The following is a 24535-nucleotide window of genomic DNA, read 5'->3' on the forward strand; positions in this document are numbered from 1 at the left end:
TTCCAAGTTACGCGCTCCCGTTCAGCGCTTGGCGCCCTTTGGCGGCACAAACCGCTTGGATGTGTCCTTTGCATCGGCGCGCGGCCGTGCAGGGCCATCCGATTTGCGCGTGAAGGGCTTCTTGCTGTCGGCTCCAGCCGATTTGAAGCCTGCCGACTTGAAGCCAGCGGGCTTGCCCGCAGGTTTTCCCTCGCGCTTGGCATAAGGACGCGCCTCATCTCCCTTGGGGGCATAGGTGCGCTTTTCCGCACGGTCGCCTTCGGCCTTGGGCTTATAGCCGGTGCCCTCGGCAGCGTGGCTCTTGAACCCCGCGGCACGGGCCGGCTTGTCGGCGCTGCCGCCAAAAGACTTGTAGCCCGCCGATTTGAACTTTGCCCCGCCCGCCGGAGCGTCTTCGCGCTTGGCATAGGGTTTGCGCTCGCCACCTTCGCGAGGCGCATAGGGTTTGCGATCACCGTCTTCGCGCTTGGCATAGGGCTTGCGCTCGGCAGCAGCGTCGCGAGGCGCATAAGGCTTGCGCTCGGCGGCGGCAGGGCGGGGCGCATAGGGCTTTTCTTCGCGCGGGGTGTAGGGTTTGCGCTCGGCGTCATCGCGTTTGACATAGGGCTTGCGCGCCGGGGCAGGAGCCGAAACGATCGCCTCGTCTTCCACCACACGCGGGGCTTTCGGTTTGTAGGCCGGGCGGTCTTCGCGTTGTGGGCGGGGCGCACGCTCGGGCCGATCAAGGCTAGGCTCACCCTCCATGCGCGACATGGTCAAACCCGGCTCCAGTTCAAGCTGCCCGCCAAAGCGGCCCGCAAGCGGTTCCGCGATCTGGACGAAGGTCACGTCCTCTTTCACCCGGATTGCGCCGATGCCATCCTTGGAGATGCCCGCGCCGTCACAGATCTTGGGCAGAATCCAGCGCGCCTCGGCGCGGCCCGAATGACCAACCGACAGGCTGAACCAGACCGAAGGCCCGAACTCGCCGCGTTCACGCGGGGCAGCGGCGGGCGGAGGCGGCAAGCTGTCTGACAGCACTTCGGGCGCGGAACGACCTTCACGCCACAGCCTGATGAAGGCAGCGGCGGTTTGCTCGGCCCCGAACTTTTCAATCAGGGTCGTCACCATTTCCTGTTCGTCGCCAATCGCTTCGGCCAAGGCGGGGTGTTCCAGAATGCGCTGGTCATCCTTGGCCTGCACTTCTTCGGCGCTGGGGGCCTTGACCCAGTCGGCGACGACCTTGGCACCAGCCAAAAGGCGCTGCGCCTTCTTGGCTTCCGCAGGCACGACGATAAGCGCGGACACGCCCTTGTTTCCGGCACGCCCCGTCCGTCCGGAGCGGTGCAGCAGCGTTTCGCTGTTCGAGGGCAGATCAGCGTGGATCACCAGTTCCAACCCCGGCAGGTCAATCCCGCGCGCAGCCACATCGGTGGCGATACAAACCCGCGCCCGCCCATCGCGCAGGGACTGCAGGGCATGGGTGCGTTCCTGTTGCGACAGCTCACCCGAGAGCGCCACGACCTGAAAGCCGCGGTTCGTCATACGGGCCATCAGGTGGTTCACGTTCATACGGGTCTTGCAGAACACGATCGCCGTCGGCGCATCGTAATAGCGCAGCACGTTGAAAATGGCGTGCTCGCGGTCGCGCGCGGCCACCGACATTGCGCGATACTTGATATCGGCATGCTGCTTTGTTTCGCCCTTCGCGACAATTCGCATGGCATCACGCTGAAAGGTGCGTGCCAGCGTTTCAATTTCTTTTGGGACGGTGGCCGAAAACATCAGCGTGCGGCGATCTTCCGGCGCGGCCCCCAGAATGAATTCCAGATCTTCGGCAAAGCCCAGATCCAGCATCTCATCGGCTTCGTCCAGCACCGTCGCCCGGCAGAACGACAGGTCAAGCGAGCCACGTTCGATATGGTCGCGCAAGCGGCCCGGCGTGCCGACAACGATGTGCGCGCCCCGGTCAAGAGCACGTTTTTCCGTGCGGTAGTCCATACCGCCGACACAGGACGCAATCTGCGCACCTGCGACGCCATACAGCCATTCCAGCTCGCGCTTGACCTGCAAGGCCAGTTCGCGCGTCGGAGCCACAACCAGCGCAATCGGCTTGTCTGCATAGAGCAGACGGTCAGACCCAGCGAGGATTTCCGGCGCGATTGCCAGACCGAAGGCAACCGTCTTGCCCGACCCGGTCTGAGCCGAAACCAGCAGATCACGCCCTTCGACGCCTTCTGCCAGAACGGCTTGTTGCACTGCCGTAAGGGCTTCATAGCCCTTGGCTTCCAAAGCCTGCGCCAGCGGCGCGGCCACGTTCATATCGATCATTCTGTGTTCCAAAAAGGAGGATGCCATCGCATCCGTGAAGCCCTGTACGGCGCCTTCTTTCCCTTTTGGCCGCGGGCCTCCTCGCCCACGAGCCCCCGGAATCCTCGGGCCGACTTGGGGTCCATAGCGGAAACAGGCCCCGATGTATAGCCTGTCTTGCGCCGCTCTCATGTTTCAGGCGATGGAATGCCGCGCTCCATTTTCTTGAAGCGGATGTTTCCGCGTTGCCTCGGGGCTTGCTTGACCCGACAGTCGCCCCGAAAGGTTGGGCAGCAGATGCACGGAAGGCACGTCAAACAAGGCCAAGCGAACCCCGGCGAGGCTGATGCGCTTGCCGCAACCGTAGGCGCGATGCTCGCCGAACTCGAAGCAGAGCGCGAGCCTGCGGCACAGCGCCTCGCGCGCGAGCTTGACGGGTTCAGCGGCGAGATCGTGGTATCAGACGAGGCAATTGCCGCAGCCTGCGCGCGCGTGCCGCAATCGCTCAAAGATGATATCGCCTATGCCCATGAAAACATTTCACGCTTTGCACAGGCCCAGCGGGACAGCATTCGCGAAACCGAAATCGAATTGCGCCCCGGGCTCATCGCGGGCCAGCGTCTTATACCGGTGCAGGCCGCGGGCTGCTACATTCCGGGGGGACGTTACAGCCATATCGCCAGTGCGATGATGACGGTCACCACGGCGCGTATAGCGGGTGTTCCGCACATCGCCGCCGTGTCACCGCCGCGCAGCGACGCTGTATCCGGCATACCCGATGCAATTCTTTATACGCTGCACCATTGCGGCGCAGATCGCATTCTTGCGCTTGGCGGAATTCAAGGCATCGCCGCGATGGCCTTCGGGCTGTTTGGCCTCCCTCGGGCCGATATTCTGGTCGGCCCCGGCAACCAGTATGTGGCCGAAGCCAAGCGCCTCCTGTTTGGCCGCATCGGCATCGACATGGTGGCCGGACCCACCGATTCCCTGATTATCGCCGATGCAGGTGCAGACGCATTGACCGTGGCATGGGATCTGATCGGGCAGGCAGAGCATGGGGCCAATTCTCCGGTCTGGCTTGTCACCGACTGCCCCGCGCTGGCGGCTGAAGTGGCACGCCTTGCGCCACTCTGCGCAGCCGAGTTGCCGCAACCCAACCGTAGCGCCGCCGAAGCGGCGTGGTCAAAGCTTGGCGAAATCATCCTCTGCCCGTCACGCGAGGCCATGGCCGCCGAGGCAGACCGGATCGCCCCCGAACATCTTCATGTGCAGGCCGCTGATCTGGACTGGTGGAAATCACGGCTGACCAGCTATGGCTCGCTGTTCCTTGGCGCAGAAACAACGGTCGCCTTTGGAGACAAGGCAGCGGGCACCAACCATGTGCTGCCTACATCCGGGGCCGCGCGGTATACCGGGGGGCTTTCGGTGCATAAGTTTCTGAAAACCGTCACATGGCAGCGCGTCACACCCGAGGCACTTCCAAGGCTTGCCGCTGTCACCGCCAATATCAGCCGCTTTGAAGGGATGGAGGGGCATGCCAGAACCGCCGACATCCGTCTTGCAAAGCACCTTGTTCTGCCGACCTGACCTGCCCCAAATGGCATAGGCCTCAGGCTTTCGCGCCTTGTGGCCGTGTTTCAAACGAAAGAGCGCCCCATGCAGCTTTCCCGCTTTCCCCGCATACGCCTCGGCCATCTGCCCACCCCGCTGGAGCCGATGCCCCGCCTGACCGCCCTGCTGGGCGGGCCGGAACTTTGGATCAAGCGCGACGATTGCACGGGGCTTTCCACGGGTGGCAACAAGACACGAAAGCTGGAATTCCTGATGGCCGAGGCGCTCGAGCAAGGTGCCGACATGGTGCTGACCCAAGGCGCCACGCAGTCGAACCATGCCCGGCAAACCGCAGCGGCTGCAGCAAAGCTGGGGCTGGACTGCCATATCCTGCTTGAAGACCGCACCGGCTATAACGAACCCAACTACCGGATGAACGGAAACGTGCTGCTGGATGTGCTGCATGGTGCCACAATGGAACACCGCGGGCCGGGGCTGGACATGCATGCAGAGCTTTTGGCGGTGGCAGAGACGTTTCGTGCCAAAGGCCGCCGCCCCTATGTCATTCCGGGCGGCGGATCGAACCCGACGGGGGCGCTTGGCTATGTGAATTGCGCATTGGAGCTTCTGGGGCAGATGGTGGATCGGGGCATCAGTTTTGACCACATGGTGACAGCGACCGGATCGGCCGGAACCCATGCCGGCCTGATCGTCGGCCTGAAGGCCCTGAACGCGCAACTGCCCCTTCTGGGCATCGGTGTGCGCGCGCCGAAAGAAAAGCAGGAAGAGAACGTATTCAAACTCGCGCAAGCCACCGAGGAAAAGATCGGCACGCAAGGCATGGTCAAGCGGGAGGATGTGGTCGCAAACTGTGACTATATCGGCCAGGGCTACGGGATTCCGGCGGAAAGCACGTTGGAGGCGATCGATCTTTTTGCGCGGCAAGAGGCGATCTTGCTTGATCCGGTCTATTCCGGAAAGGGGGCAGCGGGCCTGATAGACCTCATCCGCAAAGGGCATTTCAAAGCCGGTGAAAGGGTGGTCTTCTTGCACACTGGCGGTGCGATCGGCCTGACCGGTTATACCCACGTTTTGCGGCACGCATGAAAACCGTCGGCATCCTTGGCGGAATGGGGCCAGAGGCGACGGTCTTGCTGATGCAGAGACTGTTGCAGGCGGTGCCAGCCCAAGATGATGCCGACCACATTCCGCTGGTCGTGCATCAGAACCCCGCCGTCCCCAGCCGGATTGCCCGCCTGATCCACGGCAATGGCCCGGACCCGGGCCCCGTTCTGGCACAGATGGCCCGCGATCTGCAGGCGGCGGGGGCCGAGGCGCTTGCCATGCCATGCAACACCGCGCATGCTTATGTGCAACAAATCCGATCCGCAACGCCCTTGCCCTTCCTCGACATGCGGGCCGCGACAATGGAGCGGCTGGGGAAGGGACGGGTCGGCATGCTCGCCTCGCCCGCGCTGCGCCTGTCGGGCGCGATCGACACCATGTTTGTTTCGGCTGGAATAGAGCCTGTTTGGCCCGAAGATGAGGGGCCGACGCTTGCCCTGATCAGGCGCGTGAAGGCGGGACAGAGGGGCCGCGAAGAATTCACGCAGATGGCAAGGCTGGCGCAAGAGATGGTGCCACGCTGCAATCATCTGCTGGTGGCCTGCACCGAGCTTTCCTTGCTGACTGCGGCAATCGAAGCAGAGTTCACAGATAGCCTTGACTGCCTGATCGCCGAAATTTTGCGGTTTTCGCAGGCGTAGACCCTAATCGGCCGCAACCTCGATGGCTCCCGCAAGGGCCGGGGCCAATGCGTCAAACCTTGGGACCAGTCGGCTGCGGATCAGGGCGCGGCAGTCCCGCGCAAGGTCTTCTGGCAGGCGTCCAAGTTCATCGACGCGGGCGATCAGGTGCACGCGGCGGATGTCACCGGTAAACGGCAGGGGCATGACCTCGAGATCGGGCAGAAAACGCTCGGCGTCCATCAGGTTCAATGGTGTGGTGATTGCCCAGCCTTTGGTTTGCGCCACCATTGCAAGCACCGAACGCGTTGCCTCGAGCGCGAAACGGCGGTCGGGGTTCAGCCGCACACGGGCGAGATGACGCGCGATGCGCTGACCGATGGGAAGGCTTTCCGAGTATTGAACATAGGGCAAACTGTCGAGCGCGCGGCGCACATCACCTTGAATCGCCCCTTTGCCAACGACAAGCACGAAGGGCTCTTTCAGGATGGGCAGCACCCGAAAGGCGGAAGAATCCGGCGGCAGCATGGCCGAAACGCCGATATCTGCCTCGCGGGCCAGAAGACGGTCGATCACATGATCCGATCGGCCCGAAAAGGCATGCACGAAACAGCGCGACAAACGGGATTGCAACGAAGAAACCAGAACCGGGGTAAGCGAGGCATCAAGATCATCAATGATGGCAAGGTTCAGTTGCGGCAGACTGGCCAGACTGATCTCGGCAAGATCGGCCTGCGCCTCGGACAGGGCTGCAAGCAACTTGTGGGCATGACGCCGCAGCACCTGCCCTGCTGGCGTCAGGGTGACAGGCTTTGCCTTGCGGTCGAACAGCCGCGCGCCGACGGCGGTTTCAAGCGCGGTGATGTGCTGGCTGACGCCAGAGGGCGACCCTCCGATACGGCTCGCAGCACCGATGACCGATCCGGCTTCGGCCAGCGCCACAAAAACCCGCAAACCACGCAGCGTCAGATCGGGCGTGGTCTTTGCCTTTTCGCTCATCAGGGGCGCAAACTGTCCATCACGCGGACGAGTCCGGCGGAAATGCCCGGCTCGGACAGCGCATGACCAGCCAAGGGCACCATGTGCAGATGGCAGCGATCCCACCCCTCTGCCAGTTTCCATGCCGAAATCGGCGGGCAGATCATATCATACCGGCCTTGGATGATATGTGCGGGCAGATGGGCAATGCGACGCTTTTCCCGCAGAATCCAGCCATCTTCTTCCAGAAAGCCGCCGCTGTGGAAGTAGTGGTTCTCGAGCCGTGAAAACGCACGGGCATATTCGCCGGGGCTTTCGCCCATCGGCCCGTCATGGTGGACCGAAGCCAAAGCGTTCTCCCAATTGGCCCAGAAGCGGCCAAATCGGGTTTCCTCCATCATGTTGCCCGAGAAAAGACGGCGGTGATAGGCCGCAATCAGGTTTCCACGCTCTTCCTGCGGGATCGGGGCGATGAAACGTGCCCAAAGCTCTGGAAAGAAGGCCCCTGCGCCGCCGCCGTAAAACCAGTCCAGTTCTGACTGGGTCATCAGGAAAACCCCGCGCAGGACAAGATGCACCACGCGCGACGGGTGGCTGATCGCATAGATCAGGGCAAGCGTTGCGCCCCAGCTGCCGCCAAAGAGAATAAACCGCTCAATCCCCAGCCTCTGCCGAATCGTCTCTATGTCGCGCACCAGATGCCATGTGGTGTTGTCCGAAACACTGGCATGAGGGCGTGACCGACCGCATCCGCGCTGATCGAACAGCACGACGCGGTAGACCGCGGGGTCAAAGTACCGGCGCATCGCGGGCGAGCACCCGCCGCCCGGACCGCCGTGCAAGACCAGAACCGGAATGCCATCGGGGCGACCGCACTGCTCGACATAGATCTTGTGCCCGTCGCCCATATCGATCACGCGCTGGTCGAACGGATCAACCGGCGGGTAAAGATATTCGACTGCGCGCTTTTGGCCTGATCTCTGATCCATCATCGCTCTATATAACGCCGAAGAGGCCTGCGTCCAAAGGCCAATCGAAAGGGAAATGAGATGGAAAGTCAAACAACCGTCGATCCGGCAGAAGTGGCGAAGTTTGAGGCGATGGCGGCCGAGTGGTGGAATCCGAACGGAAAGTTCAAGCCGCTGCATATGCTCAACCCCTGCAGGTTGGATTACATCACCAACCAGATCGCGGCAGAGTTTGACCGCGACCTGACGAAAGCGCAGCCTTTCAAGGGTTTGCGCCTGCTTGATATTGGCTGCGGTGGCGGTTTGCTGGCCGAACCTATGGCACGGCTTGGCGCCGATGTGGTGGGGGCCGATGCCGCTGCCCGCAACATTCCTGTGGCGCAGGTGCATGCGGCGCAGTCAGGTCTGACCATCGACTATCGGCACACCACCGCAGAGGCGCTTGCGGCGGCAGGCGAACAGTTTGACGTGGTGCTGAACATGGAAGTGGTCGAGCATGTGGCCGACCCGCTGGCCTATCTGACCGCTTGCCAGCAGCTTCTGGTCCCGGGGGGGCTGATGATCTGCTCGACGCTGAATCGCAATGCCAAATCCTTCATGATGGCCATCATCGGGGCAGAGCATGTCATGCGCTGGCTGCCAAAAGGGACACATGAATGGAAAAAGTTCATCACACCGGATGAGTTGCAAGACCTGATCCGCAAAGCCGGGCTAGAGCCCGTGGATCGCAAGGGCATGGTGTTCAACCCGATCTCGTGGTCGTGGAGCCTGTCGGCCCGCGATCTGAGCGTCAATTACGTCACCGCCAGCATCAAACGCTGACGGTGACGCCTGCGCTTGGTCTTAGCCCATCCGCTCTGACGCATAGGAACCGGGAGAGGCAGGGAACACCACGGTCTTGCTTCCGTTAATGAAAACACGGCCATGCACGTGGGCATGGATGGCGCGGGACAGCACCTGAGCCTCTACATCTCGGCCCAAAGAGACATAATCCTCATTCGACTGGGCATGCGTCACGCGGATGATGTCCTGCTCGATGATCGGGCCTTCGTCGAGATCGGCGGTCACATAATGCGACGTGGCCCCGATCAGCTTTACGCCCTTTTCGAAGGCCTGCTTGTACGGGTTGGCCCCCTTGAAGCTGGGCAGGAAAGAATGGTGGATGTTGATGATGCGGCCAGACATCTTGCGGCACATCTCATCGGACAAAACCTGCATATAGCGCGCCAGAACGATCAGTTCCGCACCGGTATCCTCGACAATGCGCATCTGTTCGGCTTCGGCCTGCGTCTTGTTCTGGGGCGTGACCTTGATGCAGTAGTAGGGAATGTCCTGGTTGACCACGACCTTCTGGTAATCCATGTGGTTAGAGATCACGGCGGCAATTTCTACCGGCAGCGCCCCGATCCGCGAGCGATACAGAAGATCGTTCAGACAATGGCCGAAGCGGCTGACCATGATGATGATCCGGCGCTTTACCTGTTCGTCAAAAAACTCGGCCTGCATGCCGAATTGTTCGGCAATAGGCTCGAACCCTTTGCGCAATTCCTCAAGTCCCTTGCTCCCTTCGGACCGGAAGCTGACGCGCATGAAGAAGTTGCCGGTGGCGGTGTCGTCGAACTGCGAGCTGTCGGTGATGTTGCAGGTCTGGTCGGCCAGAAAGGTCGAAATTGCCGCCACGATCCCACGGGTCGAAGGGCATTGGACGCGAAGCGCAAAGCTGGTCATGAGAAGGTCTTTCAGAGGGGGCGATGCCAAGGGGTGTGCGGCAGATCATAGTAAGCCGCACATAGACCCGAATGACGAACTGCGAACAAGCATGTTCCATTCGCGTCGTCCCCCAAGCGGGGCGGCAGATTACTCTGCCGCCGCCAGAGGCGGAACGGCGCGCTGTCCCGCCATTGTATCAAGCCTGTCGCGCAGGGCGCGCTGTTCGGCATCAAGCAGCGCGATACGCTGGGCCAGCACCTCGGCAGGGGGCGCTTCGGGATCGGCCTCCTTCGGACCCACCAGCCGGCTGAACAGACGTGCCAGAAGACGGCTCAGATCATCCATGATCAGGTAAAAGGCCGGCACCACAACCAGCGACAGCACGGTTGACACGATGATGCCGCCGATCACCGCAGTTGCCATCGGCGCGCGGAACGATCCACCCTCGCCCACGCCCAAGGCCGAAGGCAGCATGCCCGCAGACATGGCGATCGACGTCATCACGATGGGACGGGCGCGCTTGTGTCCGGCTTCCATCACGGCAGCCAGCCGTTCCATCCCTTGCGCACGCATTTCGATGGCAAAATCGATCAGCAGGATGGCATTCTTGGTCACGATCCCCATAAGCATCAGCATGCCGATCAGCACCGGCATCGATACCGCCGAATTGGTCAGGATCAATGCCGCTGCCACACCGCCAATTGCCAAAGGCAGCGAGAACAGGATGGTGAACGGCTGGATTACCGACTTGAACAGCAAGATCAGCACAGTCAGAACCAGCATCAGCCCAAGCAGCATCGCGTTGCCAAAACTGGCCACCATTTCGTTCTGAACCTCTGCATCCCCCGCTTCCTGCACCCGCACGGTGGCCGGCAAGTCGACTGTGGCCACGATCTCCTTGAAACGCTCCGTCGCGCTGCCCAGCGCAACGCCGACGGGCAGGTTGGCCCCGATGGTCGCCCTGCGTTCGCGGTTCAGCCGGTTCACGGTAGAAGGGCCTTCGGCAATCGCCACATCCGCGACGGCCGACAAAGGCACAACAGCCCCGCTGGCGCTGGTCAGTTTCAGCGCGGAAATCCGGGCCAGATCTTCGCGCGCGGCATTGTTGAGCCGCACCCGCACCGGCACAAGCCGGTTGTCGATCGACAATTTGGCAAGCGCGGCATCGACATCGCCAATGGTGGCAACCCGCACAGTCTCGGCGATTTGGGCAGTGGTGATACCTAGACGTGCCGCCTCGTCCATGCGGGGCGTGATCTGGATTTCGGGGCGGGGCAAAGCGCCTTCAGAGGCTACGTTGGCCAATAGCGGGTCGCCTGACAGCGCGGCCTCCAACCGGCTGACCGCCAGATTGAGGTCTGCCTCGTTCGTCGACAGGATCGAGAAGGAAATATCGCGCTGGCCACGGTCATTGAGCTTGAAGGCCCGCATATCGGGCACCGAGGCAAGACGCTTGAAAACCTCTTCCTCGATCAGGTTCTGCGGCACGGTGCGGCCTGTGTTTTCCACCTCCGGTATCAGCCCGCCTACCAGCGGAATGGAACGCCCGATCTGCGACAGCTTGAGCAGCAGCGAATGGTCAAGCCGCGTCAGCAAGATGGTGACAGAGGCCCTTCGAATGTCTTGCTCTCCGGTGGGTGAGGCACCGCCAAGGATAAACACGTTGTCGATCCAGTCGACATCCGCGATGGCGGCATGGATCGCATTGGTCGTGCGCTCGGTTTCTTCAAGCGTGGTTCCCGGCGGCAGTTCGACAGACACCGCAATGCGGCTGACATCTTCGGGCGGCAGGAAAGAGCCCGGAATCTGGATCATGTAATAGACAGACACGGCCAGAACACCGATGGCCGAAAGCAGCGTCAGATACCGGAACCGAAGCGAGGTTTTGATCAGGCGCAGATAGCCGGTCATGATAAAGCCGTCCTTGTGGCTTTCTTCGTGCCCGTCCTTGTCGCGCATGAGGTATGCCGCCATCATTGGGGTGATGAGGCGCGCGACGATCAAAGAGAAGATCACCGCGATGGCCACGGTCATCCCGAATTGCCGGAAATACTGGCCGGGAATTCCCGGCATGAAAGAGACAGGCACAAACACCGCAACGATGGTGAATGTGGTCGCAATCACTGCCAAGCCGATCTCGTCGGCCGCTTCGATCGCGGCGCGGAACGGGGTTTTGCCCATCCTGATATGTCGCGCGATGTTCTCTATCTCGACGATGGCGTCATCAACCAGAATGCCTGTCGCCAAGGTCAAGGCGAGGAAAGACACGAGGTTGAGCGAAAAGCCGAGCAAATCCATGAGGAAGAATGTGGGGACGGCAGAAAGAGGCAAGGCAACGGCCGCGATAATGGTGGCCCGCCAGTTCTTGAGGAAGGCAAGCACCACAAGAACGGCCAGAATTGCCCCTTCGATCAAGGTATGCAGGGCAGATTCGTAGTTGCCGTAGGTGTAGAACACGGTCTCGTCGACCAAGGTGATGCCAACAGCCGGATTGGCAGCGCGGATCACCTCAAGCTGCGCGTTGACGGTCTCGGCGACAGAAACCTCGGACGCCCCGCTCGCGCGGTAAACCGCGAAACTGACAACACGTTCGCCGTTGAGGGTCGAGAAGCTGCGCAATTCTTCGTAGCTGTCCACCACCTCGCCCAGATCGGACAAGCGGACCTTGCGGCCCGAGGGCAGCGCGATGGTGGTATCGGCCAAGCGCTCCACCGTCGCGGCGTCGCCCAGCGTGCGGATGGCCTGCTCGCCCGCGCCCAGTTCCGAACGGCCTGAACCAAGGTTGGCATTTGTGGCACGCAGTTGCTGGTTCACCGCCGCGGCGCTGATGCCGAAACTGTCCAGCCGAACCGGGTCCAGTTCAATGCGGATTTCACGGTCGGCACCGCCAAAGCGCGTCACCCGCCCGATTCCCGGCCGCCCCTGCAAGCCGCGCGTGATCACATCATCGACAAACCAGGACAGTTCTTCCAAGGTCTTGTCGGGCGCCGTCACGGCAAAGGTCATGATGGCCTGACCCTCGACATCGATACGGCTGACGATCGGAGCCTCGATCGAGGCAGGCAAATCACCGCGGATCTGGTCTATGGCGTCTTTGGTGTCCTGCACCGCCTTTTCGGTTGGCACTTCCATGCGGAATTCGACCACTGTGGTCGAGATGCCGTCATTGACCGTGGAAGTGACGTTCTTGACGCCGTTCACACCTGCGACGGCATCCTCGATTTCCCGCGTGACCTGGCTTTCCATCTCGGCCGGAGCCGCGCCGGGCTGCGCCACGGTGATGCCGACCAGCGGCACATCAATGTTCGGAAACCGCGTGATCGGCAACGTGTTGAAGCTGTTCCAGCCCAGCACCATCAGCATGAAGAACGCAAGGATCGGCGCAATCGGGTTCTTGATCGACCAAGACGAAAAGTTCATGGCGCGCCCCTGTCAATTGGTTGCCGGGATCGGGTTGATCCGGTCGCCGTCGCGCACAAAAGCCCCTGCCTTCGTGACAACCACATCGCCTTCGGCCAGCCCCGTAAGAACCTCGACCCAGCCCCCGTCCCGTATTCCGGTCTGGACGACCACGCGCTGCACCGAGTCTCCGGCCACCTTCATCACAGAGGTGCCATCGACGCCTGAACCCACAGCCGTGACAGGAATTGCGATCACCTCATGTTCCGCAACCATAATCTCGGCCTCGACATACATGCCCGCCCGCACGCCCGTTTCGTCATCCACCGCAATGCGGGCGCGGCCAAGGCGCGACTGGGTGCCGATGGTCGGCTCCACCAGCCGCAACGTCCCCTTGAGCGGCGCACTTGCCCCCACCAGCCGCAGGTTGGCGGTCTGGCCGGGGGCCAGACGCATCACATCGGCCTCGGCCACATCGGCCAGCACTTCCAGCGCATTGTCACGGATGATCGTGAACATCGGCTCGCCCGCTGCCGAGGCAATGGCCCCAACGCGGGCATTGCGGGCGATGATCTCGCCCGAGACCGGAGCCTTGACCTCTGTCCGGCTCAACTGCAAATCGACATTGGCTATCTGCGCCTCGACCAGCGCAACCTGGGCGCGGGCCGCCTCCAGCGACTGCACGGCCACTGTGACTCGCGCGGTCGCGGAAATGGCGTTGGATTGCGCTGTATCAGCCGCCGCCTGTGATGCGGTCCCTTGCTGGCGCAGCGCCGACGTGCGCTGGCTGACACGCTGCGCCTCGTCGGCTGCGCTGCGCGCTTCAAGCATCTGCGCTTCTGCCTGCGCAACCGTAGCGCGGGCCGACGCCAGTGATGCAGTGAGCTGGCTTTTTTGCAATTCGAGTGTGGTCTTGGACAGCACGGCCAGAACCTGCCCCGCCTCCACCACATCGCCCACGTCGACCAGAAGGGTCTCGATCGGCTGGCCTTCGATCAGCGGCGCGACCTGCACGTTTTCAATCGCCGCGATCAGACCCGATGCGATGACGCGGTCCCGCAAGACCCGCTTACCGACCTCGGACACTGTAATGGCCGGAGCCACCATCTCGGCGGCTGCAACGGGGTGCGTGGCGGCTACGGCGGTTTCCGCCCATGCCGGAACAACTGGCATCAGTGCCAGACAAAGAGGGAGTGCAAGTTGCAACGGGTGCATCTGTTCAGCCTTTCACGGCGGCGGATGTGGCAATGTCTTGAAGCGTCAGGTCGATGTTACGCATCAGAAGGTTCTTCAGATCAGGTGTCACAGGACAATCCGGCGGATGCATGGCACATGTCTTAACAAGCATGATCAGAAGCTGGGCATGGGCGGCCCATCGGGCCTCGGCCTCTGCAACCGAAATGCCTGCCACCCGCGCGAAGATTGTTGTGAGATGCGAGGCAATCTTGATTTCCATACGCCGCGCGGCCTCACCGATCTCGGGCTTTCGCATGGCCGCAGCGGTGATCTCGGCCCAAAGCTGGCCGTCTCGCTGGCAGTCAGCTTCGGATATCTTGCGCTCGATGGTTTGACGCAGCGCCTGAAGCGGCTGCGCATGGGCAAGAATGGCAACGAAATCCTGCTCCATCTCTTGCATGTCAATTTCGATAAGGGCTTCGACGATGCCGGATTTCGACGGGAAATACCGGTAAAAATTGCCCACGCTCATGCCCGCCTTGCGGGCAATATCCTGCATCGATGCGCCATCGAAACCCTTTTCGGCAAAGGCAAGGCGCGCGCTTTCAAGGATTTCAGCCGACCGCTGGTCAGCAAGGGGCATATTGGCGGCAGAGGTCATCGGAAACCCGAGAATGAACGTTCATTCAGCAGTTAGACAAGTTCCGCCATTGGTCAAGAGCGTTGCACAGAAAAAGGCTGCGAACCCTGTGTTTCAAGGCATTTTGGTCACGCCTTGGGCAGCGCTGTCAGATATCTTTGGTCAGACGCAGGGCATCATAGATTGCGGCGTGGGTATTGCGCGACGCCACGGCATCACCGATTCGATAAAGCGCAAAGCCGGGCGGACCATCGCCTTTCGGCTGCGGCAGGCCTTTAATCAGGGCGTCATAGTCCAGCGCACCCTTGTTTTGTGACAGAGGCTTCAGCGCGAAATAGAGGTCTGCCAAAGGCTGCGTGCCATGATTGACGACAACCTGATCGACATGGCGTTCCTTGGTAACGTCCATGTAGTCTGAACCGATCACAGCGCGCAGCAGGTTCCCGTCGCGCGCGACCCCGCGCAGGCGATAGGTTACGGTGAAGGTCACCGGCTTGTCCTGGAGCGCCCGCATATAGGGAACAAGGTTCATTCCCATGACTTCGGGGGCGAAACTGCGGTCGGGCGTCATCACCTCGACGGCGGCACCTGCCTCTGCCAACCGCTGTGCAGCCTGCAGGGCGGTGTGATCGCCGGCGTCGTCATAAAGCAGCACGTTGGAACCTGACTTCACATCGCCCGAGAGGATATCCCAAGCCGTGACCGTCAGATCATTGCCATATTCCAGCGCAGCCGTTTCAGGCATGCCTCCGGTTGCTATGATCACGACATCCGGCGACAGGCCGAGCACGTCTTCAGCTTCCGCATAGGTATTGAAATGAAAGGCGACACCGCGCGCGGCGCATTGTGCCATGCGCCAGTCGATGATGCCGATCATCTCTGCCCGTCGCTTGGTCTGCGCGGTCAGACGCACCTGCCCGCCGGGCTGATCGGCAGCTTCGAAAACGGTGACCTGATGACCGCGCTCGGCAGCCACCCGCGCGGCCTCCAAACCTGCAGGTCCGGCACCGACGATCACCACGCGCTTTTGCTCGGTCGCAGGGGAAATGCTGTGCGGCATGGTTTCTTCACGACCCGTCGCAGGGTTGTGGATGCAAAGGGCCATGCCGCCTTGATAAATCCGGTCAAGGCAATACGTCGCGCCAACGCAGGGGCGGATATCCTCCTCGCGACCTTCGGCGATTTTACGCACGATATGCGGGTCGGCCATATGCGCCCGCGTCATCCCCACCATGTCAAGTTGGCCCGACTGCACAGCATAGCGTGCGGTCGCCACATCGGGAATGCGCGCCGCATGAAAGGTGGGCAGCCCCACTTCAGCGCGGACGCGGCCCGCAAAATCCAGATGCGGGGCAGAGCGCATGCCCTGAATCGGAATGACATCGGTCATCGCGGGGTCGGTATGGATGCGCCCTTTGATAATGTTCAGGAAATCCACAAGGCCCGAGTCGCGGAACATCTTGCCGATGGCAATGCCTTCGTCGGCATCGATCCCGCCTTGCACGCCCTCATCGGCCGTATAGCGGACGCCCAGCAAAAACCGCTCTCCCACCCGCTTGCGGCAGGCAGACAGAACTTCCATCGCAAAGCGCGCACGGTTCTCGAGACTGCCACCATAAGGCGCATCAAGGCCGTTGGTGAGCGGCGAGAGAAATTGATCCATCAGATGGCCGTAGCACTCGAATTCCACCCCATCGAGGCCAGCAGCCTGCATCCGTTCGGCAGCATCGGCATAGTCGCGGATGATACGGTCAATGTCCCAATCTTCCGCGATCTTGGGAAAGGCGCGGTGAGCGGGCTCTCGCGATGGCCCGGCAGCAACCACCGGAAGCCAATCCCCCTTGTCCCATCGGGTGCGGCGACCAAGGTGTGTAAGCTGGATCATCACCGCGGCGCCCGCTTCGTGACAATCGTCGCTCAGCCGCTTGAGCCACGGCACAACCTCGTCCTTATAGGCAAGGATATTGTTGAACACAGGGGGGCTGTCCTTGGACACAGCCGCCGATCCAGCCGTCATGGTCAGTGCCACTCCGGCCTTGGCACGCTCCAGATGATAGAGCCGATACCGGTCTTTCGGCATCCCGTCTTCGGGATAGGCCGGTTCGTGACTCGTGGTCATAATCCGGTTGCGCAAGGTCAGATGCTTGAGCTTATAGGGCGTCAACAGGGGGTCATTCGACATCAAGCACCTCGCGCATTCAGGTCTAGCCTAGGTTCAGCGCCAAAGCCGCGCTGAACCGAAAACGACCGATGGAGGTCTGATCCGGCCTTCGCAGCGCCGTTGACAGCGCGCCCCCTGCGGTCGCACTCTGCCCTCGGGTTGCAGCGGGGAAAGACATGGGCGGCTATGCGCAGCCACAGACACTGAGCGAAGCTCTCGGCTTGATCGCACAATCGCCGCGCAAAATTCTGGCAGGCGGCACAGACCTTTACCCCGGCGCGGGCACGTCGCTTCAGGGTGATTTGCTGGACATCACGGCGATTTCCGCGCTGAGCGGGATTTCACAGGATCGCGACATCCGTATCGGCGCGTGCACAACATGGACCGCAATAGCCGAGGCCGATCTGCCGCCTGCGCTGCACTGTCTGCAACAGGCCGCACGACAGGTCGGCGGACGGCAAGTGCAAAACGCGGGAACAATCGGCGGCAACCTGTGCAACGCTTCACCGGCGGCAGACGGGGTGCCCCCTTTGCTCGCCCTTGACGCCGAGGTGGAACTGGCAGGCCCGCACCAGACCCGCCGTCTGCCCTTGTCGCGCTTTCTTGTCGGGCCACGCCAGACCCTGCGCAAGCCTGATGAGGTGTTGACGGCGATCATCCTTCCCGCCGGCTCTGCCCAAGGGCGGTCAAGTTTTGTCAAACTGGGTGCAAGGGCGTATCTGGTCATTTCCATCGCGATGGTTGCCGCTAGACTAGAACTTGCCAATCGCCAAATCAGCGCTGCCGCCATCGCGGTCGGGGCCTGCTCGGGCGTTGCGCAGCGTCTTGCCGCAGTCGAACGGGCGCTTCTCGGCGCAGAGGCGGCGTCGGCGGCAGAGTTGGTGCGCACGGCGGATGTTGCGGCGGCACTTTCCCCGATCGACGATATACGGGCAACCGCCGGTTACCGTGTGGCAGCGGCGACGGAACTTGTGCGGCGCGCGGTGCAAGAGGCTTTGGCATGATCAGCTTCACGCTCAACGGCCAAAGTGTCACCAGCACCGCCGCCCCCGGCACGCGCCTGACCGAAGTTCTGCGCGAATATCTGGGGACAAAGGGCACCAAGGTCGGGTGTGATGCAGGCGATTGCGGGGCCTGCACAGTCTTGGTGAATGGCGCGCAGGTTTGCGCCTGTCTGGTTCCGGCGGCGCGGGTGTCTGGCGCGCATGTGGAAACGGTCGAGTCGCAAGCGGCTGATCTCGACAGGCTGCGCACCGCCTTTTTGCGCCACGGCGCAGCACAATGCGGCATCTGCACGCCAGGTATGTTGATGGCGGGGGTTGATCTGTTGCGCCGCACCTCCGCCCCGACAGCGGCTCAGGTAGAGCAAGCCCTTGGCGGTATTCTGTGCCGCTGCACGGGCTATCGCAAGATCATCGCCGCGATCCTTGATTCTGCTAACATAGAGCCTGTTTTCGGGTCGGTTGGCGTGTCTGTGCCACGGCTGGACGGGGCGGCAAAAGTGCACGGGGACAGTTTCGGCGCGGATGAGGCCCCCGCGGATGCGCTCATGGTGGTTGCCGTGCGGTCTCCTCATGCGCATGCGGAGTTCCGTTTTGGCGATCTGGCTGGCTTTGGCAAAACGCCGGGTGTCGCGGCGGTCTTCACCGCCGAAGATATTCCCGGCCGCAATGCCTTTGGCGTGATCCCCGCTTTCGCAGATCAACCCGCCATCGCCCAAAGCCCGGCGCGATTTCGCGGTGAATGTGTGGCCCTCGTTGCTTACGAGCCCTGGGCAACACCGGATCTGAGCGGTTTTCCAATCGTCTGGACACCCCTGCCCGCCCTTACAACGCCAGCACAGGCCGAGACGAACGGCGCGGCGCTTGTGCATCCTGATCGCCCGAATAACCGGTTGATCGAAGGCCGCGTCTGTAAGGGCGATGCGCCTGCGGCGCTTGCCGGGTCTGCACATGTTGTCAGCGGCACAATGCAGACCGGCTTTGTGGAACATGCCTATATAGAGCCCGAAGCCGGCGCCGCCTGGATGGAAGGCGATGTTCTGACTATCCGCGCCTGCACCCAGGCCCCGGTGATGGACAGGGATGACACCGCCTTGGTTCTGGGGCTGCCGCAAGACCGCGTGCGGATCATCCCCTCTGCTGTTGGGGGCGGATTTGGCTCCAAACTCGACCTCAGCCTGCAGCCCTTGATCGGGTTGGTCACACTCAAGACCGGGCGGTCATGCCGGATGATTTATTCCCGGCAAGAAAGCATGGTTTCGACGACCAAACGCCATCCGTCGGAAATGCAGGGCAGCATCGGCTGCGATGCCAGTGGACGGCTTACCGGCATGGTCTTTGAAGGCCGCTTTGATACGGGCGCCTATGCCAGTTGGGGGCCAACGGTTGCCAATCGGGTGCCAGTGCATGTGACCGGACCTTACCGCACACCGCATGTCATGGCACGCGCCCGCGCCATCCACACCCACGGGCCGGTATCGGGAGCATTTCGCGGCTTCGGGGTGCCGCAGGCCGCATTGTGGCAGGAGACGCTGTTTGACCCGCTGGCAGAGCAGGCAGGGCTGGACAGGCTGGAGTTTCGCATTCTGAACGCGCTGCGCGATGGCGATGAAACGGCGACCGGACAGCTTGTCAATTCGGCAGGTATTCATGCCTGCCTGACAGCGCTGCGCCCCCACTGGCAGCGCGCCTTGGCAGAGACGGGTCGAGGGCGCGGCGTCGGGGTGGCGTCCTGCTGGTATGGCTGCGGGAATACGGCGCTTCCGAACCCGTCGACGATCCGCATCGGTCTTTCGCCGCAGGGCCGTGTTTTCCTTCATCAGGGTGCGACCGATATCGGTCAGGGGTCCAATACCGTGATTGCCCAGATCGCAGCGGAGGCGGTGGGTCTGCCGTTAACCCAGTTCACCCTCATCGGTCCCGATACAGCCCTGACGCCCGACGCAGGCAAAACTTCTGCCAGCCGGCAGACCTACGTGACGGGTCGCGCCGCAAAGGCTGCCGGAGAATCATTGCGGCAGCAGATCTTGCGACTGGCGAATGCCGGAGAGGGCGCGAGTTTGTCGGTGATCGGGGCAAACCTGCACATTGCCGAGGGGCAAGACCGGCGCTTGCTCGATCTGGCAAGCCTGCCTGTGGATCGGCATGGCTATGTCCTGTGCGCCGAAGAAACCTATGATCCGCCCACATCGGCGCTGGATGAAAACGGCCAGGGCGCGCCCTATGCGGTTTACGGCTATGGTGCGCAGATGGTGGAGCTGGAGGTCGATGCTGCGCTTGGCACGATCCGACTGCTGAAGATCACGGCGGCGCATGATGTGGGTCGCGCGATCAACCCGCAGCTTGCCACAGGGCAGATAGAGGGCGGAGTCGCGCAAGGCATCGGGCTTGCACTGATGGAAGAATATCTGCCGGGCCGCACGGAAAATCTGCACGATTATCTGATCCCGACAATCGGTGACGTGCCCCCGATCGAAAGCCTGTTGATAGAGGTGCCCGACCCTGAAGGCCCCTATGGTGCGAAAGGTCTGGGTGAACATGTGCTGATCCCCACCGCGCCTGCGATCTTGAACGCAATCCGCCATGCAACGGGCATACGGTTGGCACAGGTGCCTGCCTTGCCGCATCGCGTGCTTGCGGCACTCAGGGGGGCATGATGGCCGACCAGAATATTGAGAAGATTCGCTGCGATGCCTGCCCGGTGATGTGCTACATCGCACCGGGCCAGACGGGTGCCTGCGACCGCTATGCAAATGTCGATGGCCGCATCCTGCGCACTGATCCGGTGGTGCTTTTGTCACGAACGGTCGAGACAGGGGGGCGCATCGTGCCCTTTGCCACCCGCGACTGGCAGGGAGAACCCTTTCCCGCCGACAGCTTTGTAACGGGAATAGGGTCAGGCACGACATATCCCGACTACAAGCCTGCACCGTTCATCGTCTCCTCCAGCATCGAAGGGGCCGACATGGTCACCGTGGTGACAGAGGCAATCTTTTCCTATTGCGGGGTCAAGGTGAAGATCGACACCGACCGGCATCTGGGGCCCGAAGGCGCCATCGTGCGGGCGGACGGCGAAGCGGTAGGCCATATCACCACCGCCGAATATGGCAGCCAGATGCTGTCCCTCGGCGGGGTGCAGCACCTGACAGGCGGCAGCAAGGCCGAGGGGCGGATCACCTGTGCCGCCCTTCTTGCCCTTTGCAATGGCAAGGCGGTAGCGTTGACAATTGACGGAGGCTCAAGCGTGACCGTGCAGGCGGGTCAGCCCCCCATCGTCGATGGCAGACCGGAAAGACGGATGCGCGTAGGCTGCGGGTCGGCCACAATCGGCATGTTTGCAAGCCAATGGGTGGGCCTTGTGGATGAGGTGGTGGTGGTCGATGACCACATCACCGGAGTTGTCAGCGAACATCAGGCCGGAAAGGTGCTGGGCTGGCAGCCGACAGGCATCCGGATCAAAGGCCATCGGTCCACACCGGGCCGCTATTTCCGCGTCTCCGAACCCGGGCTTGGCTGGGGTGGAACCAAGCTCAGCGATCCGCTGGACATTTTGGCCCCGTGGGAGGCCAAGCGCGGCGCCAGACCGGGCTTGCGCCTGCTTATGGTGTCTACGACCGGTGAGGAATATGCCTATTACGAGCTTGATGAGAGCCTGACACCCCAAAAGCAGCCGTTGCCAGAGGCGCTGCGGGCGACAGTCGCCATGATCGACGAAAACTGCGAGCCCTCGCTTTGCACTGTGCTGTTCATCGGGGGTGCCGGAGGGTCTTTGCGGGCCGGGGTCACACAAAACCCGGTGCGGCTTACCCGGTCGGTGCAGGCCGGAGAGACCCGACTGACAAGCGGAGGGGCGGACTGTTATGTCTGGCCCGGCGGCGGCATCACCTTCATGGTGGATGTTACGCGCCTGCCTGCGGGTGCCTTTGGCTATGTGCCGACTCCCGCACTTGTCGCGCCGCTCGAATTTACCCTGCCCCGTGCGGCGTATCTGGCGATGGGGGGGCATGAAGATGCCATACGCGATCTTGCACAGACCCGTCTTGAGGGAGGCGAATATCAGGTAGAGGCGCGTATCCAGCCGCCACCCGCGCGCGGTCCATGACCGGAGCCGTCATCGCCCGGCTGCCGGACGGTCGGCTTCACCTTCACCACGGCCCGATTGATCTTATCCTCCAGACCTGGGGCGATCCGATGGCGACTGCCGAGGCAGAGCGGCGCGCGTCAGCAAGATTCGGCTCTATTCTTGCGGAATTGGTGTCAGAGCTTCCCCTTCTGCGCCAAGAAGGCGGGCAGCCGACAGGCCATGTTGCGCGCAAGATGGCGGCAGCGACCAGACATTTTGCACCAAAGTTCATCACACCGATGGCGGCAGTGGCGGGCGCTGTGGCGGATGCGATCTGTGCAGAGGTCGCCATCGATGGCATCACGCGCGCCTATGTCAACAATGGCGGCGACATCGCCTTGCACCTCGCGCCCGGTCACAGCCTGACTTGCGCCGTTGCGGTCGGATCAGATCTGCCGGCCCGCGTGACAGTGCGGGCCGAAGATGCGGTGCGCGGCATTGCCACATCCGGTTGGCGCGGACGAAGCTGGTCCCTGGGGATTGCCGATTCAGTGACTGTTCTTGCCAGAACAGCGGCAGAGGCGGACGCAGCGGCCACGATGATTGCCAATGCTGTTGACCTGCCCGATCATCCGGGAATATTGCGCCAACCCGCGTCAGACCTGCAGGCCGAGAGTGATCTGGGGGCGCGGCTGGTGACTGTTTCCGTCTTCGGCCTGACGGCTGAAGACATTGCGCAGGCGCTTGACGCGGGCGAGATGGCGGCCGCAGACTTTCACCAGCGCGGACTTATTGAAGCCGCCGCGCTTTTCCTGCACCCTCAGACACGCACGCTTGGCCCGTTACGCTTGAAGGAACCTGCTTTTGACTGATTTCGTCCTGCGCAAGATCACCACCCAGATAGAGGAAATCCTGCACGAAGGCGGCCCTGCCGCCACCCTTCCGGTGCTGCGCGGCGCGATCTATGCCATCTGCAGCAACCCCTATGCCGGGCGTTATGAAGAAAACCTGCTGCCTGCGATGGATGCGCTCAAACCCTTGGCCCTGATGCTGACCGATCGTCTGGTGGCAGCAATGGGCGGGCGCGACGGGATTGACGCCTATGGCAAGGGGGCCATTGTGGGCGAAGCGGGCGAGGCGGAACATGGCGCTATCTGGCATGTGTCGGGGGGTTACGGGATGCGAGAGCGGCTGGGCGAATGCCGGGCTATCGTGCCTTCGGCGATGAAGGTCGGGGGGATGGGCAGCACGCTTGATATTCCGTTGGGCCATCTCAACGCGGCCTATGTGCGCTCACGCTTCGATGCGATCACTATCGCCTGCGAAGACGGGCCCCGCAGCGGTGAAGTTCTGTTCGCCTTGGCAATGGCGCGCGGGGGGCGGGTTCATTCCCGCATGGGCGGACTTGAGATTGGTCAGGTCAAGGGCGAGGACGGCTTGAGATGAGGGCGCTTGCAGGGGCACTGACGCTCCTGCCAGGTGCGGCCTTTGCCTGCGCCCTGCCGCCTTCGGTAATCTTGACGCTGCCAACGGGGCATTACATCGCCGGAGCCGCGTTAACGGTTGCCTTAACAGCAATCATGGGGGCAATGGCGCGCACTCTGCCGCGGCTTGACGCGGTTCAGGTACTGGAGCGGCGAATCTGGGTGCCCCTTACCGTGTCATCCTACCTGTCGTTCCTGTGCTTTCTGGCGCTGGTTCTGGTGGGCCTGTTCGGGGCGCGCGACCCGATGCACAATCTGATGACCTTGGTATTCTGGACTGGCGTGTGGATAGCCCTGCCCCTTGCATCAATGGCGTTTGGCAATCTGTGGCGCCCCCTCAACCCCTGGACGGGTCCGGTGCGCATCGCCCGGACCCTGATAGGGCGCACAGGGGCGGTTGGCCTGCACCGCCTTGGTTACTGGCCCGCTGTTCTCGGCTTTGCCGGGTTCACATGGTTTCAACTGATGTCGATGTCACCCGACGATCCGACGGTGCTGGCTTGGGTGGCCTTGGCGTATTGGCTGGTCATTTTCGCTCTGGCTGTGGCCGAGGGCGAGGACTGGCTGGCACAGGGCGAGTTCCTGACGGTTCTGATGGGATATCTGGCCAAAGTCTCGCCTGTCTGGCTTGAAATCGACGGGGCGCGCGCCCGGCTGATGCGGGGCTGGCCCGGCGCGCAGGTGCTGCGCATGCCGCCGTTGTCGGTCTCGGCAATGGCTTTTGTAACGCTGGTTCTGTCCGCGCTGACGTTTGACGGGCTGATGGAAACCTTTTGGTGGCACGGTATCATCGGAGAGAACCCGCTGGAGCCGACGGGACGATCGGCCGTGATCTGGGTCAACACTCTGGGGCTGCTATGCGTGTGGGCCTCGACCGTCACCGCGATCTGGGCGGTGATCCGACTGGGCCAGAGACTAGGTGGCCAAGAATTTGCGGCCGGGCCGGTGATGCTGTCATTTCTGGCCATCGCAGCAGGATACCATGCATCGCACTACCTGATCACCCTGTTGACGGCGGGGCAATATACGTTGGCAGCGCTGAATGATCCTTGGTTTCGCGGTGACGCTTATCTCGGCTTGCCGCCGTTTTATGTGTCTTTCGGCTTTCTGACCGATCAAACGATCATGCCCATGATATATGCCGCGCAATTTGGCGCCATCCTTGCGGCACATCTCCTCGCAGTGGTGTTGTCCTTGCGGATGGTGGGCCATCTGCGAGCCATCGCGCATGCACCGATGACCGTGTTGATGGTCGCCTACACCGTTTTGGGTCTTTGGCTGTTGTCTACGGCGCGGACAGGCTAAGAAATTCGTGGACAAATGGCTTGTCCCGGCGAAAGGTTTTTCCGAGGCCCCGCAAGAGGCGCCCC

The 24535-nt window shown here is 62.1% G+C and carries 18 protein-coding genes; 10 read left to right on the top strand and 8 right to left on the bottom strand.

All coding sequences use genetic code 11. From position 1 onward, the window contains the following. Positions 1–21: 21 nt before the first annotated feature. Positions 22–2310, bottom strand: a complete 2289-nt coding sequence (locus tag G3572_RS09385) for a DEAD/DEAH box helicase (RefSeq protein WP_164611075.1) — start codon at positions 2308–2310, stop codon at positions 22–24. A 276-nt stretch (positions 2311–2586) separates the two neighbouring features. Here G3572_RS09385 and hisD point away from each other — a divergent pair, with 276 nt between their 5' ends. From hisD to cuyB, 3 genes are all read left to right on the top strand, one after another. After that, positions 2587–3876, top strand: a complete 1290-nt coding sequence (gene hisD / locus G3572_RS09390) for a histidinol dehydrogenase (RefSeq protein ID WP_164611077.1) — start codon at positions 2587–2589, stop codon at positions 3874–3876. A gap of 69 nt (positions 3877–3945) precedes the next feature. Then, a complete protein-coding gene (gene cuyA / locus G3572_RS09395; protein WP_164611079.1) occupies positions 3946–4947 on the top strand; it encodes a D-cysteate sulfo-lyase in 1002 nt (333 codons plus the stop codon). Further along, positions 4944–5606: a cysteate racemase gene (gene cuyB / locus G3572_RS09400; protein ID WP_164611081.1), complete on the top strand. Its 663-nt coding sequence runs from the start codon at positions 4944–4946 to the stop codon at positions 5604–5606. The genes cuyA and cuyB overlap by 4 nt, the downstream gene beginning before the upstream one ends. Before the next feature lie 3 nt (positions 5607–5609). On the opposite strand, the gene G3572_RS09405 is transcribed toward cuyB, so the two are convergent. Next, positions 5610–6584, bottom strand: coding sequence for a LysR family transcriptional regulator (locus G3572_RS09405; RefSeq protein WP_164611083.1), 975 nt, complete (start codon positions 6582–6584; stop codon positions 5610–5612). Continuing rightward, positions 6584–7552 (bottom strand): prolyl aminopeptidase, encoded by a 969-nt coding sequence (gene pip / locus G3572_RS09410; protein WP_164611085.1) that lies wholly within the window; start codon positions 7550–7552, stop codon positions 6584–6586. Before pip ends, G3572_RS09405 begins: the two co-directional genes overlap by 1 nt. Positions 7553–7612: 60 nt before the next feature. Between pip and ubiG the strand changes: the two genes are divergently transcribed. Beyond that, positions 7613–8353, top strand: a complete 741-nt coding sequence (ubiG, locus tag G3572_RS09415; RefSeq protein WP_164611087.1) for a bifunctional 2-polyprenyl-6-hydroxyphenol methylase/3-demethylubiquinol 3-O-methyltransferase UbiG — start codon at positions 7613–7615, stop codon at positions 8351–8353. 21 nt (positions 8354–8374) lie between these two features. Here ubiG and purU read toward each other — a convergent pair whose 3' ends face one another. The 5 genes from purU to G3572_RS09440 all read right to left on the bottom strand — a co-directional run bounded on the left by purU (position 8375) and on the right by G3572_RS09440 (position 16638). Then, entirely contained in the window at positions 8375–9259 is an 885-nt protein-coding gene (gene purU / locus G3572_RS09420; RefSeq protein WP_164611089.1) for a formyltetrahydrofolate deformylase, read from the bottom strand. A gap of 129 nt (positions 9260–9388) precedes the next feature. Next, positions 9389–12661 carry an efflux RND transporter permease subunit gene (locus G3572_RS09425; protein ID WP_164611091.1) on the bottom strand — a complete coding sequence of 1091 codons (3273 nt, stop codon included), beginning with the start codon at positions 12659–12661 and terminating at the stop codon, positions 9389–9391. Positions 12662–12673: 12 nt separating this feature from the next. Continuing rightward, entirely contained in the window at positions 12674–13855 is a 1182-nt protein-coding gene (locus G3572_RS09430) for an efflux RND transporter periplasmic adaptor subunit (RefSeq protein WP_240335472.1), read from the bottom strand. Between the two features lie 4 nt (positions 13856–13859). Further along, positions 13860–14477, bottom strand: a complete 618-nt coding sequence (locus tag G3572_RS09435; RefSeq protein WP_240335473.1) for a TetR/AcrR family transcriptional regulator — start codon at positions 14475–14477, stop codon at positions 13860–13862. A 127-nt stretch (positions 14478–14604) separates the two neighbouring features. Further along, complete coding sequence (locus tag G3572_RS09440; RefSeq protein WP_164611092.1) at positions 14605–16638, bottom strand: NADH:flavin oxidoreductase; 2034 nt, start codon at positions 16636–16638, stop codon at positions 14605–14607. 155 nt (positions 16639–16793) lie between these two features. Here G3572_RS09440 and G3572_RS09445 point away from each other — a divergent pair, with 155 nt between their 5' ends. The 6 genes from G3572_RS09445 to G3572_RS09470 are packed head-to-tail and all read left to right on the top strand — an operon-like array spanning position 16794 to position 24470. Next, positions 16794–17621 carry an FAD binding domain-containing protein gene (locus tag G3572_RS09445; RefSeq protein WP_164611094.1) on the top strand — a complete coding sequence of 276 codons (828 nt, stop codon included), beginning with the start codon at positions 16794–16796 and terminating at the stop codon, positions 17619–17621. Next, positions 17618–20275, top strand: a complete 2658-nt coding sequence (locus tag G3572_RS09450) for a molybdopterin-dependent oxidoreductase (RefSeq protein WP_164611096.1) — start codon at positions 17618–17620, stop codon at positions 20273–20275. The genes G3572_RS09445 and G3572_RS09450 overlap by 4 nt, the downstream gene beginning before the upstream one ends. Further along, the gene (locus tag G3572_RS09455) at positions 20275–21720 is read left to right on the top strand and encodes a 6-hydroxynicotinate reductase (RefSeq protein ID WP_205518654.1); all 1446 of its coding nucleotides are present in this window, start codon (positions 20275–20277) and stop codon (positions 21718–21720) included. Before G3572_RS09450 ends, G3572_RS09455 begins: the two co-directional genes overlap by 1 nt. Beyond that, on the top strand, positions 21717–22553 hold the full coding sequence (locus tag G3572_RS09460) for a UPF0280 family protein (RefSeq protein ID WP_164611100.1): 837 nt from the start codon (positions 21717–21719) through the stop codon (positions 22551–22553). Before G3572_RS09455 ends, G3572_RS09460 begins: the two co-directional genes overlap by 4 nt. Next, positions 22546–23127 carry an amino acid synthesis family protein gene (locus tag G3572_RS09465; RefSeq protein WP_164611101.1) on the top strand — a complete coding sequence of 194 codons (582 nt, stop codon included), beginning with the start codon at positions 22546–22548 and terminating at the stop codon, positions 23125–23127. The genes G3572_RS09460 and G3572_RS09465 overlap by 8 nt, the downstream gene beginning before the upstream one ends. Then, the gene (locus G3572_RS09470; RefSeq protein WP_164611103.1) at positions 23124–24470 is read left to right on the top strand and encodes a hypothetical protein; all 1347 of its coding nucleotides are present in this window, start codon (positions 23124–23126) and stop codon (positions 24468–24470) included. The genes G3572_RS09465 and G3572_RS09470 overlap by 4 nt, the downstream gene beginning before the upstream one ends. The last annotated feature ends 65 nt before the right edge of the window (positions 24471–24535 follow it).

Origin of the sequence: Pseudotabrizicola algicola, from assembly GCF_010915705.1 — a bacterium.
GTDB lineage: Bacteria > Pseudomonadota > Alphaproteobacteria > Rhodobacterales > Rhodobacteraceae > Pseudotabrizicola > Pseudotabrizicola algicola.

Coding starts and splice junctions, on each gene's coding strand:
- cuyA (WP_164611079.1), top strand. CDS start 3,946: ATGCAGCTTTCCCGCTTTCCCCGCATACGCCTCGGCCATCTGCCCACC.
- G3572_RS09450 (WP_164611096.1), top strand. CDS start 17,618: ATGATCAGCTTCACGCTCAACGGCCAAAGTGTCACCAGCACCGCCGCC.
- G3572_RS09435 (WP_240335473.1), bottom strand. CDS start 14,477: ATGACCTCTGCCGCCAATATGCCCCTTGCTGACCAGCGGTCGGCTGAA.
- pip (WP_164611085.1), bottom strand. CDS start 7,552: ATGGATCAGAGATCAGGCCAAAAGCGCGCAGTCGAATATCTTTACCCG.
- purU (WP_164611089.1), bottom strand. CDS start 9,259: ATGACCAGCTTTGCGCTTCGCGTCCAATGCCCTTCGACCCGTGGGATC.
- G3572_RS09430 (WP_240335472.1), bottom strand. CDS start 13,855: ATGCACCCGTTGCAACTTGCACTCCCTCTTTGTCTGGCACTGATGCCA.
- G3572_RS09470 (WP_164611103.1), top strand. CDS start 23,124: ATGAGGGCGCTTGCAGGGGCACTGACGCTCCTGCCAGGTGCGGCCTTT.
- G3572_RS09445 (WP_164611094.1), top strand. CDS start 16,794: ATGGGCGGCTATGCGCAGCCACAGACACTGAGCGAAGCTCTCGGCTTG.
- G3572_RS09385 (WP_164611075.1), bottom strand. CDS start 2,310: ATGATCGATATGAACGTGGCCGCGCCGCTGGCGCAGGCTTTGGAAGCC.
- G3572_RS09460 (WP_164611100.1), top strand. CDS start 21,717: ATGACCGGAGCCGTCATCGCCCGGCTGCCGGACGGTCGGCTTCACCTT.
- cuyB (WP_164611081.1), top strand. CDS start 4,944: ATGAAAACCGTCGGCATCCTTGGCGGAATGGGGCCAGAGGCGACGGTC.
- G3572_RS09455 (WP_205518654.1), top strand. CDS start 20,275: ATGGCCGACCAGAATATTGAGAAGATTCGCTGCGATGCCTGCCCGGTG.
- ubiG (WP_164611087.1), top strand. CDS start 7,613: ATGGAAAGTCAAACAACCGTCGATCCGGCAGAAGTGGCGAAGTTTGAG.
- hisD (WP_164611077.1), top strand. CDS start 2,587: ATGCACGGAAGGCACGTCAAACAAGGCCAAGCGAACCCCGGCGAGGCT.
- G3572_RS09440 (WP_164611092.1), bottom strand. CDS start 16,638: ATGTCGAATGACCCCCTGTTGACGCCCTATAAGCTCAAGCATCTGACC.
- G3572_RS09425 (WP_164611091.1), bottom strand. CDS start 12,661: ATGAACTTTTCGTCTTGGTCGATCAAGAACCCGATTGCGCCGATCCTT.
- G3572_RS09405 (WP_164611083.1), bottom strand. CDS start 6,584: ATGAGCGAAAAGGCAAAGACCACGCCCGATCTGACGCTGCGTGGTTTG.